The 18623-nt window shown below is 67.1% G+C and carries 14 protein-coding genes and 1 pseudogene; 8 read left to right on the top strand and 7 right to left on the bottom strand.

Annotation, left to right across the window (positions count from 1 at the left end; translation table 11 throughout):
• The first annotated feature begins 48 nt into the window (after nt 1–48).
• Nucleotides 49–738: a YceI family protein gene (locus LQ955_RS04310; protein WP_231026982.1), complete on the top strand. Its 690-nt coding sequence runs from the start codon at nt 49–51 to the stop codon at nt 736–738.
• Here the strand turns inward: LQ955_RS04310 and LQ955_RS04305 are convergent.
• Nucleotides 728–1768 (bottom strand): ADP-dependent NAD(P)H-hydrate dehydratase, encoded by a 1041-nt coding sequence (locus LQ955_RS04305; protein WP_231026981.1) that lies wholly within the window; start codon nt 1766–1768, stop codon nt 728–730. The two genes, LQ955_RS04310 and LQ955_RS04305, sit on opposite strands and share 11 nt — an antisense overlap.
• 61 nt (nt 1769–1829) lie before the next feature.
• Between LQ955_RS04305 and LQ955_RS04300 the strand changes: the two genes are divergently transcribed.
• Nucleotides 1830–2933 carry an NADH:flavin oxidoreductase/NADH oxidase gene (locus tag LQ955_RS04300; protein ID WP_231026980.1) on the top strand — a complete coding sequence of 368 codons (1104 nt, stop codon included), beginning with the start codon at nt 1830–1832 and terminating at the stop codon, nt 2931–2933.
• Nucleotides 2934–3060: 127 nt separating this feature from the next.
• Here the strand turns inward: LQ955_RS04300 and LQ955_RS04295 are convergent, their stop codons facing one another.
• The 3 genes from LQ955_RS04295 to guaB1 form a co-directional block, all read right to left on the bottom strand.
• Nucleotides 3061–4098 (bottom strand): hemolysin family protein, encoded by a 1038-nt coding sequence (locus tag LQ955_RS04295; RefSeq protein WP_231026979.1) that lies wholly within the window; start codon nt 4096–4098, stop codon nt 3061–3063.
• Nucleotides 4095–5489, bottom strand: coding sequence for a hemolysin family protein (locus LQ955_RS04290; protein WP_231026978.1), 1395 nt, complete (start codon nt 5487–5489; stop codon nt 4095–4097). Before LQ955_RS04290 ends, LQ955_RS04295 begins: the two co-directional genes overlap by 4 nt.
• A 145-nt stretch (nt 5490–5634) precedes the next feature.
• Nucleotides 5635–7074, bottom strand: a complete 1440-nt coding sequence (guaB1, locus tag LQ955_RS04285; protein WP_231026977.1) for a GMP reductase — start codon at nt 7072–7074, stop codon at nt 5635–5637.
• Nucleotides 7075–7223: 149 nt separating this feature from the next.
• Between guaB1 and LQ955_RS04280 the strand changes: the two genes are divergently transcribed.
• Complete coding sequence (locus tag LQ955_RS04280) at nt 7224–11075, top strand: multifunctional oxoglutarate decarboxylase/oxoglutarate dehydrogenase thiamine pyrophosphate-binding subunit/dihydrolipoyllysine-residue succinyltransferase subunit (RefSeq protein WP_231028033.1); 3852 nt, start codon at nt 7224–7226, stop codon at nt 11073–11075.
• Here the strand turns inward: LQ955_RS04280 and LQ955_RS04275 are convergent.
• The 3 genes and pseudogenes from LQ955_RS04275 to LQ955_RS04265 form a co-directional block, all read right to left on the bottom strand.
• Nucleotides 11072–12064: an IS481 family transposase gene (locus tag LQ955_RS04275; RefSeq protein ID WP_231028032.1), complete on the bottom strand. Its 993-nt coding sequence runs from the start codon at nt 12062–12064 to the stop codon at nt 11072–11074. The genes LQ955_RS04280 and LQ955_RS04275 overlap by 4 nt on opposite strands.
• Before the next feature lie 315 nt (nt 12065–12379).
• On the bottom strand, nt 12380–12622 hold the full coding sequence (locus LQ955_RS04270) for a zf-HC2 domain-containing protein (protein ID WP_231026976.1): 243 nt from the start codon (nt 12620–12622) through the stop codon (nt 12380–12382).
• 191 nt (nt 12623–12813) lie between these two features.
• A pseudogene (locus tag LQ955_RS04265) lies at nt 12814–13404 on the bottom strand (sigma-70 family RNA polymerase sigma factor); the annotation flags it as partial.
• 136 nt (nt 13405–13540) lie between these two features.
• Between LQ955_RS04265 and aroA the strand changes: the two are divergent.
• The 5 genes from aroA (at nt 13541) to epsC (ending at nt 18518) form a co-directional block, all read left to right on the top strand.
• Entirely contained in the window at nt 13541–14938 is a 1398-nt protein-coding gene (aroA, locus tag LQ955_RS04260) for a 3-phosphoshikimate 1-carboxyvinyltransferase (RefSeq protein ID WP_231026975.1), read from the top strand.
• A 28-nt stretch (nt 14939–14966) separates the two neighbouring features.
• Entirely contained in the window at nt 14967–16019 is a 1053-nt protein-coding gene (gene rsgA, locus LQ955_RS04255; RefSeq protein WP_231026974.1) for a ribosome small subunit-dependent GTPase A, read from the top strand.
• Nucleotides 16020–16138: 119 nt separating this feature from the next.
• Nucleotides 16139–16972, top strand: coding sequence for an inositol monophosphatase family protein (locus tag LQ955_RS04250; RefSeq protein ID WP_231026973.1), 834 nt, complete (start codon nt 16139–16141; stop codon nt 16970–16972).
• 53 nt (nt 16973–17025) lie between these two features.
• Nucleotides 17026–17961 carry a cysteine synthase A gene (gene cysK, locus LQ955_RS04245; RefSeq protein WP_231026972.1) on the top strand — a complete coding sequence of 312 codons (936 nt, stop codon included), beginning with the start codon at nt 17026–17028 and terminating at the stop codon, nt 17959–17961.
• 14 nt (nt 17962–17975) lie between these two features.
• Nucleotides 17976–18518, top strand: a complete 543-nt coding sequence (epsC, locus tag LQ955_RS04240) for a serine O-acetyltransferase EpsC (RefSeq protein ID WP_231026971.1) — start codon at nt 17976–17978, stop codon at nt 18516–18518.
• Nucleotides 18519–18623 lie beyond the last annotated feature (105 nt).

The following is an 18623-nucleotide window of genomic DNA, read 5'->3' as shown; positions in this document are numbered from 1 at the left end:
TGCGCTCTCAGCCTCTGGTCAAGCTGCGCTGCTTTGCTCGAAATCACGATGAAGAAGCCCGTCACTATCAGTCTCGCGCTCGTCGCGATGGCTCTGGCGGTGGGTCTCGTGGCGGCCGTTGCTGCGCCGATTCTTTATCAAGACGTGACAATTGCCGGTGGCCAGACCGCCAGCGTGATTCCGCGGGTGGCCGATGGTTCCTCGGCGTCTATCGCCGATGACATGCACATCAGCGGCGAGTGGAAAGTGTCGGCGGGTTCGACCGCCGGCTACCAGTTCGCGTCTGCCGAAGGCGCAGCGCTGACCGGCACCACCGACAGCGTCAGTGGAGCGTTGACCATCACCGACGACACGCTCTCGGCGGCCGCGATCACCGTCGATGTGGATTCCCTCAGCTGCGGCAACGCCCAGGCCGATCGGTACCTGCGCAACGTCGCCTTGCAGGCGGACGACTTCCCGACTGCGACCTTCGAGCTCGATCAGCCGATCGACGTCGCGCTCTCCGCCGTGGCCGGTCAGATCCAGACGGTCACGGGGCGCGGCACTCTTACCCTGCACGGTGTGTCGCACGAGGTGAACGTGCAATTGCAGACCACCTTCGGCGCGACTGGTGCGCGCATCAGCGGCAGCATCCCGATCTCCCTCGCCGACTACGACGTGACGGGGCCCGACTTCGGGTTCGCTGTGGGCGACGGCGGCGCGACGGTGCAATTCGCGGTCAACGCGGTCAAGGGGTAGTTGGCAGGGGGGTAGTTGCCAGGGGGGTCGTGGGCAGGGGGGTAGTGCGCAGGGGGGTAGTGCGCAGGCCCGCGATGACGGCGGGCACCGCCTCGGCGATGTCGAGCGCCACGATCGGCCCGCCCGCCGACGCCTTCTCGCCCGCCAGACCGTGCAGAACGGCGGCCGTGGCCGCCAGCCGGGCCAGCACGCCGGGGTCGGCCTGCAGCGCCTCGTGATGCGTCGCCACCAGGGCGCCCAGGATGCCCGCGAGCACGTCGCCCGAACCGGCCGTTGCGAGTTCCGTCGTCGGGGCGGTCACGCGAAAGCCGGTCGCCCCACCCGCGTCAGCCGCGTCAGCCGCGTCAGCCGCGCCGCCGTACACCCCGACCACGTGCGTCGTGTGGCCCTTGAGCAGCACGGTCACGCCGAGCATCCGCGCAGTGCGTTCGGCCCAAGACGCCGGGTCGGCGCTGATCTGCTCACGGGTGGCGTCGACTCCGCGGTTCGCGAGCAGCTTCTGCAGCTCACCCGCATGCGGCGTGATGACGACAGGCCCCGTGGCTGAGCCGATGAGGTCGAGGGCGCCGGCGTCGATGACCACCGGATGCCCCTGCCCGAGCGACTCGGTCAACGCTGCCGTGACGCTGGCGTCTCGGGCGGCCGCATCCATGCCCGAACCCACAAGCCAGGCCTGCACGCGGCCGTCTGACGTCACCACTTCGGGCCGGCGCTGCAGCACCAGACGGGTCGCACGGCTCGGGCCGAGGTAGCGCAGCATGCCCACTCCGGCGCGGCTGGCAGCTTCGACGCCCAGCACCGCAGCGCCCGGGTAGGCAGCGGAACCGGTCATCACGCCCAGAACACCGCGCGAGTATTTGTCGTCGGACGGTTTCGGCGCCGTAAGCCAGCCCCGGGCATCCGCTGGGCCGAACGACGACCACCTGGTCTGCTGAGCGTCGGCTGCCGGCGAGAGGTCGGCCGGGGCGAGGTCAGCGGGCGCGACGCCGGCCGGCGCGACGTCAGCCGGCGAATCGTGATCGGTGGTCATGGTTCAACGATAGGAGGTCTGCCGACGGAATACTCGCGCCCGAATCGGGCTTGTTTCTCTCGTGACTCCACCAGAGAATTCCGCTGCAGCGCAGCTCTTCGACCCGTACACGATTCGCGACACGGTTTTTCGCAACCGGCTGTGGGTGGCCCCCATGTGTCAGTACTCGGCTGAGAAACAAGACGGGGTGCCGACCGACTGGCACCTCGCGCACCTGGGGTCTTTCGCTTCGGGCGGAGTGGGGCTGATCATCACCGAAGCGACGGCCGTCAACCCCGAAGGTCGCATCTCACCGCAAGACCTCGGGCTGTACAACGACGAGCAGCAAGCCGCCTTCGAGCGCATCGTCGAGCTGATTCATTCCCAGGGCGTGAAGGCGGGCATCCAGCTCGCGCACGCCGGGCGCAAGGCGTCGACCTATCGCCCCTGGGCCGGCGAGCACGGCACCATTCCTGTGGCGGAGGGGGGCTGGCGCGCCGTGGCGCCGTCGGCCATCGCTTTTTCGGGTTATGACGAGCCGGCCGAACTGGATGCCCGGGGCATCGACGAGGTCGTTGCAGCGTTTCGCGCCTCGGCTCGGCGCGCGGTGGCGGCCGGATTCGACGTGCTCGAGCTGCACGCCGCGCACGGGTACCTGCTGCACCAGTTTCTCTCGCCGCTGAGCAACACGCGCACAGACCTCTACGGCGGTAGCCTCGAGAACCGGGCGCGGCTGCTGTTGCGCGTGGTCACCGAGATTCGCGAGGAGGTCGGTGACGCGGTTGCGCTCTTCGTTCGGCTCTCGGCGACCGACTGGGTCGAGGCGGGCGGCTGGGATGTCGAGCAGACCACAACCGTGGCCGGCTGGGCTCGCGAGGCCGGTGCCGACTTCTTCGACATCTCTAGCGGAGGCAACGTCGCCGGCGTCACGATTCCGCTGAGCCCCGGTTACCAGGTCGAGTTTGCAGCGCAGGTTCGCGCGGGCGCGGGAGTGGCGACGAGCGCCGTCGGACTCATCACCGATGCAGCTCAGGCCGACCAGGTCATCACCTCGGGCCAGGCTGATGCCGTGATGATGGCGCGCGAGTTCTTACGCGATCCGCACTTCGCCCTGCGCGCCGCCCACGAGCTGGGCGTCACCCTCGACTACTGGCCCCCGCAGTACACCCGCGCCGTCTGGCGCTGACGCTGACGCTGACACCGCGAGAGCGACGCTTTCGGACGAGACGAGCCGCCGGGGCGGTCGCTTTCGTCCGCACAAGTCGCTCTCGCCGGACCCGGGCGGGTGGGCGAGCGGGCGGGTGAGCGGGCGGTCAGTCGCGACGGGTCGCGTCTTGCACTTCGCCGACGAGCTCTTCGATGACGTCTTCGAGGAAGAGCACGCCCGTGGTGGTGCCGGTCGCGGTGAATGAGCGTGCCACGTGGGCGCCGGTGCGGCGCATGGTGGCGAGCGCGTCTTCGAGCTCGGTGCCGTCGTAGATCGAGGCGAGCTGGCGAATGCGCTTGGCCGGAATCGGCTCGTCGAAATCGTCGTCGTCGAGGTCGATCACGTCTTTGAGGTGCAGGTAGCCCTCGGGGTTGCCCTGGGCATCCACCATCACGTACCGCGAGAACCCGTACCGCGCCACCGCGCGCTCGATGTCGGCGGGTGTTGCCGAGCGCTGCACGGTGACGAGCTTGTCGAGCGGAACCGCCACCGTCGCAACGGTCTTCGAGGTGAACTCGAACGCCGCGTGCAGGGCTCCCGAGTTGTCGTCGAGCACGCCCTCTCGGGTCGACTGCTCGACAATGCTCGAGACCTCGTCGAGCGTGAAGGCGCTGGCCGCCTCGCTCTTGGGCTCGACGCCGAACAGCCGCACGACGCCGTTGGCCGTGGCATTCAGGGCGACCGTGGCGAACTTCAGCGCGCGGCCGATCCACACCAGCGGCGGCGCGAGCAGCAGCACGGCGCGGTCGGGCACCGAGAACGACAGGTTCTTCGGCACCATCTCGCCGATCACCACGTGCAAGAACGACACCACGACGAGCGCGATCACGAAGGCGACCGACCCGATCACCTCTTCGCTCCAGCCGGTGAGGCCGAGCGGGCCTTCGAGCAAATGGTGGATGGCCGGTTCAGACACATTCAGAATGAGCAGTGAAGCGACCGTGATGCCGAGCTGGCTGGTCGCGAGCATGAGGGTGGCGTGTTCCATGGCCCAGAGGGCGGTCTTGGCGCGCTGAGAGCCGGCTTCGGCGAGCGGCTCGATCTGCGAACGCCGAGCGGAGATCACCGCGAATTCGGCCGCGACGAAAAAGCCGTTCACGAGAAGCAGCACGACGAGCCACGCGAGTCCTGCCCAGTCGCTCATCGCTGGCCGCCCTTCGTCGCGCCGCTCTTGCCGCCGACAGATCGAACCGGACCGGTGCGCGCTGCAGCGGAGGAGGGAACGTCGACGAGCACGTCGACGGGTGTGGGGGTGAATCTGATGCGATCGATGCGCCGGCCATCCATTCGTTCGACTCGCAACTCGCCGTCGGCGATCGGTACCACGTCGTCGACCGTCGCCAGCCGGCCGAGCTCGCTCATCACGAAGCCGGCCACCGTCTCGTACGGGCCGTCTTCTGGCACGGTGACTCCCGCCCGGTCGAGCAGCTCATCGGGCCGCAGCTGACCGGGGAACGAAATCGTGTCTCGCCCCTTCACAACGCCCACGCGCGAGCGGTCGTGCTCGTCGTTCAGCTCGCCGACGAGCTCTTCGACCAGGTCTTCGAGGGTGACCACACCGGCGGTTCCGCCGTATTCGTCGAGCACGATGGCCATCTGATAGCTCTTGCTGCGCAGCTCGCCGAGCAGCACGTCGAGGTTCATGGTCTCGGGAACCCGCAGCGGCTCCGACGAGAGTGCGACGACCGGCACCTCTGCGCGGCGACCACGCGGCACCGACACGGCCTGCTTGATGTGCACCACACCGACCACGTCGTCGATGCTCTCGTCGATGATCGGAAAGCGGCTGTACCCGGTCGACTGCGCGAGCAGCAGCACGTCGGCGGCGGAATCCGTTCGTTTCAGCGAGGCGATGCGGGGCCGCGGCGTCATAACGTCGCTGGCGTCGTGGCCCGAGAAGAGCAGGGTGCGGTTGAGCAGCGTAGCCGTGTCGACGTCGAGGCTGCCCTCGAGCGCCGAACGCCGAACCAGCGACGACAGTTCGTCGGCAGTGCGTGCCCCCGAGAGCTCTTCTTTCGGCTCGATTCCGAACGCCCGGATGATCGCGTTCGCGCTACTGTTCAACACCCACACGGCGGGCTTGAACACCATGGTGAAGGCGCGCTGGAACGGAATGACCAGCTTCGCCGTCTGAATCGGCAGCGCGAGGGCGAAGTTCTTCGGCACCAGCTCGCCGACGATCATCGAGAGCAGCGTCGCAATCACAATGGAGACGATCGACGAGATGACGACCGTGACCGCGTCGTCGATGCCCAGGCCGTCGAAGAACGGGCGCAGCAGGTTGCTGATCGCGGGCTCCATGAGATAACCCGTGAGCAGAGTCGTCAGCGTGATGCCGAGCTGAGCGCTCGACAGGTGCGTCGACGTGATCTTCAGGGCGGCGATGGTGGCGCCGAGACCCTTTTCACCGCGGTTCTGCCGGCCCTCGAGATCGGAACGGTCGAGGTTCACGAGCGAGAACTCGCTGGCCACGAAGAAGCCCGTACCCACGGTCAAGATCAGGCCGCCGACGAGCAGCAGCCAGTCGGTCAGCATGCTGCGTCAACCGCCTCGCGCTGCTCGGCAGAAAGGGCGGCCTGTTCGGCCCGGTCGGGTGAGGGAGGGTCATCCATAGTGTCTGAGCAATACTACAGAATCACACCTGGCAAATCTGGGGGTTTACCCACTCAGCGAACCTCGTTCACCAACTCACGGGTAAGGCTTTGCCCTCTTCATAGCCGGCGGCCGACTGGATGCCCACCCGAGCCCGTTGCTGAAACTCCTCTACTGACGCAGCCCCCGCATACGTGAACGAACTGCGCACACCCGACGTGATCATGTCGAGCAGGTCTTCTACCGACGGGCGAAGAGGATCGAGGTAGATCATGCTGCTCGAGATTCCCTCGGCGAACAGCTGCTTGCGCGCCAACTCGTACGCGCCCAGTCGGCCGAATCGGTCGGTGACCGCCTTCGCCGACGCCATGCCGTAGTTCTCCTTGTACAGCCGGCCTGCGGCATCGTGCTTGAGCACCCCGGGAGCCTCGATCGTTCCGGCGAACCACGAGCCGATCATCACCGAGGCAGCACCGGCGGCGAGGGCCAGGGCGACGTCGCGCGGGTAGCGCACTCCCCCGTCGGCCCAGACGTGCGCGCCGTAGACCGTGGCCGCCGCCGCGGTCTCGAGCACCGCGGAGAACTGCGGGCGCCCCACGGCCGTCATCATGCGCGTGGTGCACATGGCGCCGGGGCCGACGCCCACCTTGATGATGTCCGCCCCCGCCTCGACGAGGTCGCGCACTCCGTCGGCGGTGACCACGTTGCCGGCCACGATGGGAAGACCGAGGTTCGCTGCGCGAACGGATCGCAGGGCATCCACCATCGCGTCTTGATGACCGTGCGCGGTGTCGAGCACGAGCACGTCGACCCCGGCCGACGCGAGAGCCGTGGCCTTTGCTGCGACGTCACCGTTGATGCCGATGGCCGCGGCGACGCGCAGGCGCCCGTGAGCATCCACCGCCGGCTCGTAGATGGTCGAGCGCAGCGCGCCGGTGCGGCTGAGCGTGCCGATGACGCGCCCGTGCCGGGTGACCGTTGCAAAATCGAGATCTGCGGCCACCATCGCGTCGAAGGCGGCTCGCGGCGAGTCGAGATCGTCGGCCTCGAGCGACGTGAGCGGGCCGTGCAGCAGGTCGCCGAGCCGAGCGTCGGGCAGCGCCGACGCGAGCCGCAGGGCGGGGATGCAGCCGAGGAACGTGCCGTCGTGATCGTGGATGACGATGCCCTGGCCGGCCACGGCGGGCAGCACGGTCAGAGCTTCTTCGACCGTGGCATCCGGCCGAAAATCGAACGGCGTGTCGTACTCGACCGACTGCGACTTCACCCAGCGGATGGCCGCGTCGAGGTCTTGCAGATGCATGTCTTGGGGCAGCACTCCGAGACCGCCGCGGCGGGCGAGGGTGGCAGCCAGCCGTGGCCCGGTGACGGAATTCATGTTCGCGGCGACCAGGGGAATCGTCGCGCCCGTGCCGTCTTCTGGCGCGAGCGACACGTCGAGTCGCGAGCGGATGTCGGAACGGCTCGGCACCAGGAAGACGTCGGAATAGGTGAGGTCGTCTTTGTGTGTCTCAGTCAAGAACTGCATATCTTTACGCTAGCCCTGATGCTCACATGCGGCGGGTGAGCTTCTGATGGGTTTAAGCTTGACAAGCACGTGTCGGCGCGTGAATCTCTGCTGCGCAGCTGTCTGGCACGTCTTCCATACGTGATGTGACGAAAGTGGGCGATCGGCTAGTGTCGAGCCAGTTGACCGGAACAGGAACCGACGACAGTTCGTCGGGCGAATTTGGCGCCAACGAGTGGCTGGTAGACGAACTCTACGAGCAGTACGTGGTCGACAAGAATTCGGTCGACCAGTCGTGGTGGGCGATTCTCGAGCACTACAAGCCGAGCTCGGGTGAGCTGGCTTCGGGTGAGGCTGGTTCGGGTGAGGCTGGTTCGGGTGAGCCGCAGGTTCCCAGTGCGATTCCAAGCCAGGATGCCCCGGCCCCCGCGGCCCCGGCTGCACCAGCACCGGCCGCCGCACCCGCTGCGCCTTCCGCTCCCACGGCCGTCGGGCCCGTGATCACCCCCATCGCGACCACCCCGTCGACCGCACCCGTGGCCCGCACCACCTCGAAGCAGGCTTCCCCGCAGCCCATTCCGGCAGAGGCGGTCGTCCGCGACCGCAGCGCCGACGCCGAGGCTGCCGAGCAAGACAAGGTCACCCCACTGCGCGGGCCGGCGAAGTCGCTGGCCACGAATATGGAGGCGAGCCTCAGCATTCCGGTGGCGACCAGCGTGCGCAGCATCCCGGCCAAGCTGCTCATCGACAACCGCATCGTCATCAACTCGAACCTGAAGCGCTCGCGCGGCGGCAAGGTCTCGTTCACCCACCTCATCGGCTGGGCGCTCGTTCAGGTGCTGAAAGACTTTCCGAGCCAGAACGTCTTCTACGACGTGATCGACGGCAAGCCCGTCGTGGTCTCCCCCGCACACATCGGCCTCGGCATCGCCATCGACATGCCCAAGCCCGACGGAACGCGTTCGCTCGTCGTTCCCGCTATCAAGCGCGCCGATACCATGACGTTCGGCGAGTTCCTCAGCGCCTACGACGACTTGGTGGCGAAGGCCCGCAACGGCAAGCTCGCGGCCACCGACTTCCAGGGTGCGACCATCTCGCTCACCAACCCGGGCGGCATCGGAACGGTGCACTCGGTCCCTCGCCTCATGAAGGGCCAGGGCGCCATCATCGGCGCCGGGGCGCTGGAGTACCCGGCCGAATTCCAGGGGTCGAGCATCCGTACGCTCACCGACCTCGGCATCGGCAAGGTCATCACCCTGACCAGCACCTACGACCACCGCGTCATTCAGGGCGCGGGTTCTGGCGAGTTCTTGAAGAAGGTGCACGAGCTGCTCATCGGTGAGCGCAACTTCTACCAGGACATCTTCGCCGAGCTGCGCATTCCGTACGAGCCCATTCACTGGGCGCCCGACATCAGCGTCGACTTCGACGCGGTCGACAAGACGGCGCGCGTGCAAGAGCTCATCAACTCGTTCCGCGTGCGCGGCCACCTGATGGCCGACATCGACCCGCTCGAGTACCGTCAGCGCTCGCACCCCGACCTCGACATCGAGAGCCACGGGCTCACGCTGTGGGATCTCGACCGCGAGTTCATCACGGGTGGCCTCGGCGGCAAGCGCACGGCGCTGCTGCGCGACATCCTCGGCATTCTGCGCGACTCGTACTGCCGCAAGATCGGCGTCGAGTACATGCACATTCAAGACCCGGCGCAGCGCGCCTGGATCCAAGACAAGATCGAGCGCAAGTACGCCAAGCCCACGCACGACGAGCAGATGCGCATCCTCGAGAAACTCAACGAGTCCGAAGCGTTCGAGACCTTCTTGCAGACCAAGTACGTCGGCCAGAAGCGGTTCAGCCTCGAGGGCGGCGAGTCCACCATCGCTCTGCTCGACGCGGTCATCCAGGCCGCTGCCGACGAAGGGCTCGACGAGGTCGCCATCGGCATGGCCCACCGCGGCCGCCTGAACGTGCTCACGAACATCGCCGGCAAGACCTACGGCCAGATCTTCCGCGAGTTCGAGGGCACCCAAGACCCGCGCACCGTGCAGGGCTCGGGCGACGTGAAGTACCACCTCGGCACCGAGGGCACCTTCACGGGAACGAACGGCACCGAGATCCCCGTGTACATCGCAGCCAACCCCTCGCATCTCGAGGCGGTCGACGGCGTGGTCGAGGGCATCGTGCGCGCCAAGCAAGACCGCAAGCCCAAGGGCACGTACTCGACGCTGCCGATTCTCGTGCACGGCGACGCGGCCATGGCCGGCCAGGGGATCGTCTACGAGACCTTCCAAATGGAGAAGCTGCGCGGCTACCGCATCGGCGGCTCCATCCACGTGAACATCAACAACCAGGTCGGCTTCACCACGAGGCCTTCGGATGCCCGGTCATCCGTCTACTCGACCGATGTCGCCAAGTCGGTTCAGGCCCCGATCTTCCACGTGAACGGCGACGACCCGGAATCCGTGGTGCGTGTGGCGCAGCTCGCGTTCGAGTACCGCCAGGAGTTCCACCTCGACGTGGTCATCGACCTCATCTGCTACCGCCGCCGCGGTCACAACGAGGGCGACGACCCCTCGATGACCCAACCGCTGATGTACAACCTCATCGAGGCTAAGCGCTCGGTTCGCCGACTGTACACCGAGTCGCTCATCGGCCGCGGTGACATCAGCCAAGAGGAGTACGAGGCCGCGCACCGCGACTTCCAAGACCGCCTCGAGCGCGCGTTCGCCGAGACGCACGCCGCCCAGACCTCGTCGATTCCCATCATCACCGCCGACATGAACGCCGTCGCCGACCTCGAGCGCCCCGAAGCGCAACAAGATGACAGCAGCGCGGGCGAGCCCGAGACCACGGGCGTGCCGGCATCGACGGTCGCGCTCATCGGCGACGCGTTCAACAACCCGCCCGCCGGGTTCACCGTTCACCCGAAGCTGCAGCAGCTGCTGCAGAAGCGCCTCGAGATGAGCCGCAACGGCAACATCGACTGGGCGTTCGGCGAACTGCTCGCGCTCGGTTCGTTGCTGCTCGAGGGCACCCCGGTGCGATTCTCGGGCCAAGACAGCCGGCGCGGAACGTTCGTTCAGCGGCACGCGGTGCTGCACGACCGAGAGAACGGTCAGGAATGGCTGCCGCTCATCAACCTGAGCGAGAACCAGGCCCGATTCTGGATCTACGACTCGCTGCTCAGCGAATACGCGGTGATGGGCTACGAGTACGGCTACTCGGTGGAACGGCCGGATGCGCTCGTGCTCTGGGAGGCTCAGTTCGGCGACTTCGCCAACGGCGCCCAGATCATCATCGACCAGTTCATCGCCTCGGCCGAGCAGAAGTGGGGCCAGCGCTCGTCGCTCGTTCTGCTGCTTCCGCACGGCTACGAAGGGCAGGGGCCCGACCACTCGTCGGCTCGCATCGAGCGTTTCTTGCAGCTGTGCGCGCAGAACAACATGACGGTCGCTCGGCCGTCGACGCCCGCGTCGTACTTCCACCTGCTGCGCCGCCAGGCGTACGCTCGCCCGCGCCGCCCGCTCATCGTCTTCACGCCGAAGGCCATGCTGCGTCTGCGCGGAGCGACCAGCTCGGTCGACGAGCTCACGCAGGGCAAGTTCGAGCCCGTGCTCGACGACCAGCGCGTGCTGGGCGCCGAGAGCACCATCGACAAGGCCAATGTGAAGCGCGTGCTGTTCATGGCGGGCAAGGTCTACTACGACCTGCTCAACGAGCTGCAGAAGACGCCCAACGACGAGATCGCTCTCGTTCGCCTCGAGCAGTACTATCCGCTGCCCGAGTCGGAGCTGCGGGCCGTCGTCGAGAGCTACCCGAACGCTGAGCTGGTGTGGGTGCAAGACGAGCCGCAGAACCAGGGCGCCTGGCCGTTCGTCTGCCTCGAGCTCGCGCCGCGTCTGCCCGCCGGCCGCACCATCCGCGTCGTCTCCCGCGCGGCGTCGGCCTCTCCCGCCGCCGGCTCCGCCAAGCGTCACGCCAAGCAGCAAACCGAGCTCCTAGAGAAGGCGCTCACGCTCTAGCTGTACTGCTCAGGGAGGTTGGTTAACCGGCTGATGGGTGGGTGGCTTCCGATGGCGGTGTGGGGTCTGTGGTGATTGTATTCATGGAGCCATGCGGGGAGGGCGTTTCGGCGCGCGGTTTCGGTGGGGTAGAACCGTTTGTAGGCCCACCCGTCGGCGAGGGTGCGGTGGAATCGTTCGATCTTCCCGTTCGTTTGGGGCCGGTACGGCCGGGTCTTTTTCGGTGTGATCCCGAGTTCCGCGCAGGTATCGCGCCAGAGATGCGACTTGTACGCTGACCCGTTGTCGGAGAGCACTCGTTGCACAGTGACGCCGCGGACGGCGAACCAGGACACCGCCCGCTGCAGCACGGCCACGGCGGTGGCGGCGGTTTCATCGGCGTGGATCTCGGCGTACGCGACCCGGGAGTGGTCATCGATCACGGTGTGCACGAACTCTTTCCCCGGCCGGGGTTCATAACGAGCATCTCTGACAATCCCGACGGTAGCGGCCCGGTTCCGGCGACCTTGCTGCCGGCCAACGTATCGGTGCCCGCCCCCGTCAGGAATGTTGCCGAACTTCGTGACATCGACGTGGATCAACGAGCCCGGAGTGTCATGTTCGTAGCGGCGGACGACCTCACCGGTGTGTTTATCGATGTAGCCGAGCCGGTTCAGCCGACACCGCACGAGAACGGCGTGCACTGTTGATGCTGGCATCCCGAGCTTCGCGCCGATCGCGACCGGGCCCAGGCGCTGCTTCCACCGCAGATGCCCAATTTTCCGCACGAGCTGCTGCCGGGTCCTGGTTGGGCTGTAGTGCGGGCGAGAAGAACGATCCACGACACCCGCTGCGCCCATCGCCGCGTATCTGTCGGCCCAACGCTTCGCCGTAGGCCAGGAAACATTGAATTGCGCCGCGGCATGAGCGACGGGCCAGCCGTCATCGATTATCAGGCGCGCGATGCGGAGACGGTGACGTGGGGTGAGAGCTGCGTTAGCGTGAGACACGAGGGCCCTTTCAGGTCGGTAAGTGGTTGACTGAGCAACTCCACTTTCGCCCCGGGGGCCCTCACCCCATTCCAACAACTACAGCGAGTCGTCACACCGAATCAACCAACCTCCCTGAGCAGTACAACTAGCCCCCTGCCGAAGGTTGCGCGAAAAGGGCCCTCTCCATCACGGAAGGGGCCCTTTTCGGTTCGAGTTTGCGAAAAAGCACCTAAACCGGCCCGGTTAGGTGCTTTTTCGCAAACTCGATTCACGCCGACCGGGATGAGGCCGGGGATCCGTCAGCCAGAGGTGGTGGCGCGCTAGTAGGAGCAGCTAGTGCGTGGCCTGGATCTGGCGGATGCTGAGCAAGACCTGGTCGCGAAGCTGCTCGGGGGCGACCTCTTTGCAGGCGCGCTGTACGGCCTCGGTGAGAACGACACCGACGTGCAGCTCAGAGGAGCAGTCGGTGCAGCCTTGCATGTGCTCACGAATGTCGGCAGCGTCGGTGCTGGCGAGTTCGTTGTGCAGATACTCTTCGAGTTCAGCTTTGGCTTTCGAGCAGCCGCAGTCGGTCATTTCTTGCTCCTTGTCACGGGCACGGTCTTCGCGGCAACGGACTTCGAGCGCGAGGGTGCCTTCTTGGCTGATTTGGCTCTCGCCGAGTCGGCGGCGACAGCAGCCGCCGTGGCCTCGGCCGCCGAGGCGGCGGTAGAGTCCGCACCCGCGCCAGCGGCGTCGGCACTGGCAGCGGCGTCGGTGCCAACGGCAGACGACGCTGCGGCCTTGACCGGCACACCCCTGCCCTCGGCATATTCAGAGAGCAACCCTCGCAGCAGGCGACGGCCGCGGTGCAAGCGGCTCATCACGGTGCCGACGGGGGTCTTCATGATGTCGGCTATCTCTTGGTACGAGAAGCCTTCGACGTCGGCCAGGTACACGGCCAGACGAAAGTCTTCGGGAATCGACTGCAGGGCATCCTTGACCGCGCTGTCGGGCAGGTGGTCGATGGCCTCGGCCTCGGCCGAGCGCGACGACGTGCCGGTGGCCGTGGCGGATTCGGCATTGCCGAGCTGCCAGTCTTCGAGGTCGCTGGTGGTGCCCTGGTACGGGTCGCGCTGCTTCTTGCGGTACACGTTGATGAACGTGTTCGTCAGAATGCGGTACAGCCACGCTTTGAGGTTGGTGCCCTGTTCGAACTGAGCGAATGCGGCATAGGCCTTCACGAACGTCTCTTGAACGAGATCTTGCGCGTCGGCGGGGTTGCGCGTCATGCGCAGGGCAGCACCGTAGAGCTGATCGAGAAAAGGAATCGCCTGCTCCTCGAAGAGCGCGCGGGGGTCGGATTTCACGGTTGTCATCACCGCTAAGTCTACGATGATGGGAGAAAGGCCGATGATAGGAGAATGCCGGGCGGGGCGTTCCATGACGCTGGTGAGCGGTGGCACAGTCAACTCCTTCTCGTTTCTCTGCATGGGCCGATACCCTAGACAACTGATGCTGATCTCGAGATATTCCACACCCGACTTCAACCCGTACGGCGACTCCGCCCCCGGCGAGCCGAATCCCGACTGGGCTGCTCCCCGCGCGCACGGGCCGCTGGCCGCAACGGTGTCGCTACCGGGTTCGAAGAGTCTCACGAATCGTGAGCTGGTGCTGGCTGCGCTGGCGGATGCCCCCTCCCGCCTTCGAGCGCCGCTGCACAGCCGCGACACCACGCTCATGGTCGAGGCACTGCGCTCGCTCGGAGTGTCGATCACCGAGATCGCGGGAGCCGGCCGGTTCGGGCCGGATTGGCTCATCACCCCCGCCGACGAGCTGCTCGGCAGCACCACCATCGACTGCGGCCTCGCCGGAACCGTCATGCGCTTCCTGCCTCCGGTCGCAGCTCTCGCCCTGGGCCCGATCGTGTTCGACGGCGACGAGGGCGCTCGGCGGCGGCCGATGGCCACCACCATCTCCTCGCTGCGGGCGCTCGGCGTCGACATCAACGCCGACGGGCGCTCGAACCTGCCGTTCACCGTCTACGGCTCGGGCCGGGTCGAGGGCGGCGAGATCGTCATCGATGCATCGAGCTCGTCGCAGTTCGTCTCGGGGCTGCTTCTCGCTGCGGCCCGCTTCGAGAACGGCCTCACGTTGCGGCACGAGGGCGAGCGCCTGCCGAGCATGCCGCACATCGAGATGACGATCGCAGCCCTGGCGAATCGCGGTGTGACGGTGACCTCGCCCGAGCCCGGCACCTGGGTCGTCGAACCCGGGGCGATCGCCGGTGCCGACGTGAGCATCGAGCCCGATCTGTCGAATGCCGCACCGTTTCTCGCGGCCGGGCTCGTCACCGGCGGGTCCGTTTCGATCAGCGGATGGCCGGGGTCGACCACTCAGGTGGGCAACGACCTGCTCGAGCTGCTGCCGCGGTTCGGCGCCGCAGTGAGCCGCGAGGGTGACCGGGTGACGGTGAGCGCAGGAGCGGGCATCCACGGTGCCGACCTCGACCTGAGCACGGGCGGCGAGCTCGCACCCGCGTTGGTCGCCATCGCGGCCCTGGCCGACTCCCCCAGCACCCTCACCGGCATCGGGCACATCCGGCACCACGAGACCGACCGACTCGCGGCCCTCTTCGCAGAGATCAACCGGCTCGGGGGCGATGTGACCGAGCTCGACGACGGTCTGCACATCGAGCCGCGACCGCTGCACGGCGGAGTGTGGCAGACCTATGACGACCACCGCATGGCGCACGCGGGCGCGATCATCGGGCTCGCGGTCGATGACGTGATCGTCGAGAACATCGCGACCACGGCCAAGACGCTGCCGGAGTTCGCCGAGTTGTGGAGCCGCATGGTTGCGGGCGACTCTGCCAGCACGGCGTCGATCTCGTCGCTGGGGTTGCCCGCGTGAGCCGGTACCTCGTGGTTCGGAGCGCTGCATGAGCTGGCTTTCCGATGACGACGAGCCCGACGAGTACGACGAATTCGACGAGTCGAGCATCCGCATCAGGCCGAACCCGAAGGGCAACCGGGCGCGCACCAAGATTCGCCCGGAGCACAACGACGCCGTGCGCGGCCGGGTGCTCTCGGTCGACCGCGGCCGGTTCGGTGTGCTGGTGCGCGAGAACGAGCCCGACGAAGCCATCATCACAGCGTCGCGGGCTCGGGAGCTCGGCCGTCTCGGCATCGTGACCGGCGACCTCGTCGAGCTGGTGGGCGACACCAGCGGCGCCGACGGCAGCCTCGCCCGCGTCGTGCGGGTCGACGAGCGCACGACTCTGCTGCGGAGAAGCGCCGACGACTCCGATGCCGTCGAGCGGGTGATCGTGGCCAACGCCGATCAGATGCTCATCGTGGTGGCCGCGGCGAATCCCGAGCCGCGTGCGAACCTCATCGACCGGTATCTCGTGGCCGCCTTCGACGCCGGACTCGCGCCGATTTTGTGCATCACCAAGACCGACGTCGCCGACCCGAGCGACTTTCTCGAGCAGTTCGACTGTTTCGACCTCGAGATCATCTCCGGCGCCAAAGACGACTTCCCACTGGATGCCCTGAAGAGCCTGCTCGTCGGCCGCACCACCGTCACCGTGGGGCACTCCGGTGTGGGCAAGTCCACCCTGGTCAACGCCCTCGTGCCCGGCACCGACCGCGCCGTCGGCCGAGTGAACGACGTCACCGGGCGGGGCCGGCACACCTCCTCCTCGACGGTGTGCCTGCGCGTGCGCGACGCGAACGGAGACCCGGGCTGGATCATCGATACCCCTGGGGTGCGCTCCTTCGGGCTCGGGCACGTCAACCCCGAGAACATCCTGCGCTCGTTCGCCAACTACGCCATTCCCGCGGCGACACTGCCGCCCGAGGCCGACGGAATCCCGCTGACGGAGGCCCACGACTGGGAGATCGTCGACCGCATCGAAGCCGGCGAGCTCGGCGAGAGCGGCAAAGCCCGCCTCGAGTCCCTGCAGAAGATCATCACCACCCTCGCCAAGTAGTCGCGGCCCTCCCGGGCGAGAGCGATGTTTCCGGTCGAGATGAGCCGCCGGGGCGGTCGCTCTCGTCCGCAGGTGTCGCTCTCGCCGGAGGTGGCCGCTCGGCTCGGTACGCTGGAGGCGTGACCGAATACGCTGACGATTTACAGCTCGCCCTCGACCTGGCCGACGCGGCCGATGAGGTGTCGCTGGGGCGGTTTCAGGCCCTCGATCTCGTGATCGAGACGAAGCCCGACCGAACTCCCGTGACCGACGCCGACAAGGCCGTCGAGCGCGCCATCCGCGCGAGGCTCGAGGCCGCATGCCCGGGCGACTCCATTCTCGGCGAAGAGTACGGCGGCGAAGGCGAAGACGCGCACGCGCACCGTCAGTGGATCATCGACCCCATCGACGGCACCGAGAACTTCTTACGCGGTGTACCCATCTGGGGAACTCTGATCGCCCTCGTGGTCGACGGGGTGCCGGTGGTGGGCGTCGCCAGCTCTCCGGCGCTGAAAAAGCGCTGGTGGGCATCCACGGGTGACGGGGCGTGGATGATCGACCGCACCGGCTCGCACGCCGACCCCGTGCACGCCACCGCGTACGCCGGCCCGCAGCCGCAGCGCCTGGCCGTCTCGAAGGTCGCCGACGTGGCGGGTGCCTCGTTCAGCTACAACTCCTTTCAGGGCTGGGACGAAGCCGGCCACCTCGACGCCCTCACCCGGCTCAACCGCGCGACGTGGCGCACGCGGGCGTACGGAGAGATGTGGGCGTACATGCTGCTCGCCGAGGGCCTCGTCGACGCGGTGGGCGAATTCGACCTGAAGGCGTACGACGTGGCGGCTCTCATTCCTATCGTGAGAGAGGCCGGAGGCGCCTTCACGAGCCTCGGCGGCGGCGATCCGCTCTGGGCCGGCGACGCGCTGGCGACGAACGGGCTTTTGCAAGAGGCGTTTGTGGAGTTACTCGAAAGCTAGGCTTATGCGTGGGCCGATGGCGGCCACACGTTCACAGATGGAGCATGCAACCCATGTCACAGATTCACGACAACATCACCGATCTCGTCGGCCACACCCCGCTCGTTCGTATCAACCGGCTCGCCGAGGGAATCGACACCACTCTTCTCGCGAAGCTCGAGTTCTACAACCCCGCCAACAGCGTGAAAGACCGCATCGGCGTCGCGATCATCGACGCAGCCGAGAAATCGGGTGCGCTGAAGCCCGGCGGCACCATCGTCGAGGGCACAAGCGGGAACACCGGCATCGCCCTCGCCATGGTGGGCGCGGCCCGCGGCTACAAAGTGATTCTCACCATGCCCGAGACCATGAGCATGGAACGCCGCGTCGTGCTGCGCGCCTACGGAGCCGAACTGGTTCTGACGCCGGGAGCCGACGGCATGAAGGGCGCGGTCGAGACCGCGAACCGCATTGCGGCCGAGACCGAGGGCGCGATTCTGGCGCACCAGTTCGAGAACGAGGCGAACCCGGCCATCCACTACGCCACCACCGGCCCCGAGATCTGGGGCGACACCGACGGCGCCGTCGACATCTTCGTGGCGGGCATCGGCACGGGCGGAACGATCACCGGTACCGGGCACTACCTGCGCGAGCAGAAGCCGGGCATCCAGATCGTGGGCGTCGAGCCCATCGACTCGCCGATTCTGAACGGCGGAGCCCCCGGGCCGCACAAGATCGCGGGAATCGGCGCCAACTTCGTGCCCGAGATTCTCGACCGCGAGGTGTACGACGAGATCATCGATGTGAGCCTCGCCGACTCCATTCGCGTCTCGCGAGAGCTCGCAGCGAAAGAGGGCATTCTGGCGGGCATCTCCACCGGAGCCATCTTCTGGGCGGCCCTCGAGTTGGCAAAGCGCCCCGAAAACGCCGGCAAGACCATCGTCGCCATCGTCTGCGACTTCGGCGAGCGGTATGTCTCGTCGGTGCTGTACGACGACATCCGCGGCTGAGCGGCCCCGCCGCCGTGCCCAGCGCACGTGGGAACACGGGCTTTTTCGCACGCCTGCGTGAAGACCTGGCCACTGCCCAACGTCGCGACCCCGCGGCGCGGTCGAAGGTCGAGATTCTCTTCGGGTATTCCGGCCTGCACGCCATCTGGCTGCACCGCCTGACGCACGCCCTGTGGCAGCGCGACGGGCTTCGGCTGCCGGCGCGCCTCGTGTCGCAGTTCGCCCGCTTTCTGACCGGCGTCGAGATCCACCCCGGCGCGGTACTCGGCCGGCGGGTCTTCATCGACCACGGAATGGGTGTGGTCATCGGCGAGACGGCGACGGTCGGCGACGACGTGCTCATCTACCACGGTGTCACCCTCGGCGGCACTGCTCCGAAGGGTGGCCAGCGTCACCCGCACGTCGGCAACAACGTGCTGCTCGGGGCGGGGGCGAAGCTGCTCGGGCCCATCCACATCGGCGACGGCTGCGCTGTCGGCGCGAATGCCGTGGTGCTCGTGGATGTTCCGCCGAACTCCCTCGCCATCGGGGTGCCGGCGACCTTCCGCCCCCGCTGACGCCCGGCGCCGCCCTGCGCCCCCGTTCGCCGCGCCCCTTTTCCCGAGAAGCAGAAAAAAGGGCCTCGCCGACGATCCGTTCGTCGGTGAGGCCCTGTGCTCGCG

Source organism: Subtercola endophyticus (assembly GCF_021044565.1).
Taxonomy (GTDB): domain Bacteria; phylum Actinomycetota; class Actinomycetes; order Actinomycetales; family Microbacteriaceae; genus Subtercola; species Subtercola endophyticus.
The sequence above is the reverse complement of the archived record's forward strand: the minus strand, read 5'-3'. Positions and strand labels throughout refer to the sequence as shown.